The organism is Maribacter sp., assembly GCF_039968975.1.
In the GTDB taxonomy this organism is placed as follows: domain Bacteria; phylum Bacteroidota; class Bacteroidia; order Flavobacteriales; family Flavobacteriaceae; genus Maribacter.
Genome location: NZ_JBDVOT010000270.1, coordinates 1 through 1,606, shown reverse-complemented (window position 1 = coordinate 1,606; position 1,606 = coordinate 1). Strand labels below are relative to the sequence as shown.

Sequence of the window (1,606 nt, the reverse complement as noted above, 5' to 3'; positions counted from 1 at the left end):
CATGAAGCACCGGTACATTCATCTAATTTTAAATTATACCTACCTGCAATTATCAGTTTTACAATGCTGGTCATCGGTATGGCAATAGACTATTTTGACGCTATACCTTTCTTCAAAGGCTATACGAGATTGGCATGGTATATAATAGCGTACCTGCCAGTTGGTCTCCCCGTATTAAAAGAAGGTTGGGAAAGTATTAAAAAAGGAAACTTCTTTACAGAATTTTTTCTGATGGGTGTTGCCACTATAGGGGCATTCGGTATTGGGGAATATCCTGAAGGTGTTGCGGTAATGGTCTTCTACGCGGTGGGCGAACTCTTTCAAAATGCTGCCGTTCAACGCGCTAGAGGTAGTATCAAAGCTTTACTTGACCTAAGACCAGATCAAGCTTTGGTTTTACGCGATCATAACTTTATTCCAGTATCGCCAGAAGAGGTTGAAATTGGAGAAATCATACAAGTTAGAGTTGGTGAAAAAGTACCGCTAGACGGTATTTTACATTCAACAAAAGGCTCTTTTAATACAGCCGCCTTAACCGGTGAAAGCAAGCCAGACACCCTAAAAAAAGGGGACGCTATTTATGCAGGTAGCATTAATTTAGACCAAGTCATTGAGGTTGAAACCACAAAGGTTTTCAAAGACAGTTCTATTTCGCGAATACTGGACATGGTACAAAATGCCACCGCCAGAAAGTCAAAGACCGAATTATTCATTAGAAAATTTGCAAAGGTCTACACTCCTATAGTTACCTATCTTGCTATTGCACTTACATTTTTACCTTACTTTTTTGTTGAGGATTATGTCTTTCAAGATTGGTTGTATCGCGCCTTAATATTTTTGGTTATTTCTTGTCCGTGTGCATTGGTTATTTCAATTCCATTAGGGTATTTTGGTGGATTGGGAGCTGCTTCCCGTAACGGAATCTTATTCAAAGGCGCTTCGTTTTTAGATACCATGACCAAAGTAAATACGGTAGTTATGGACAAAACAGGTACGGTAACCAAGGGCGTTTTCAAAATAAAGGATCTTGTTAAAGATCAAACCTTTACAGAAGACGAATTCATGAACTACTTGATCGCCATAGAAACGCAATCTACACACCCAATTGCAAAGGCAATTTTAGCGTATACCACAATAGAAAAACAATACCAGGCTACTGACGTTGAAGAAATTGCAGGCAAAGGATTAAAAGGTAGGGTCAACGGAAAAACGGTATTAGTTGGTAATAAAAATTTGATGGATTTATATCAAATCGAAGTACCAAAAGAAACTGATGCCATTATTGAATCTATAGTAATGATGGCTATTGACGGAAAGTTTGCCGGCTATGTTACAATTGCCGATGAATTAAAAACCGATGCGTTAGAGGCTATTTCTAAAATGCGCAGAGCAGGAATAGAAACTATTATAATGCTCTCTGGAGATAAAGACACCATCACTCAACAGGTAGCAAACCAATTAGGGATAGATTGGGCAAAAGGCGAATTATTACCAGAGGATAAACTGAAAGAAGTAGAAAAATTAAAAAAGCAACCTAACACCAAAATCGCCTTTGTGGGTGACGGTATCAATGACGCACCTGTTCTTGCTTTGAGCGATGTGGGTA

General features: G+C 38.8%; 1 protein-coding gene. It reads left to right on the top strand.

Annotated features, from left to right (window positions below):
- The coding region (locus tag ABJI11_RS18245; RefSeq protein ID WP_348355612.1) for a heavy metal translocating P-type ATPase at positions 1 to 1,606 on the top strand (1,606 nt) is incomplete at both ends.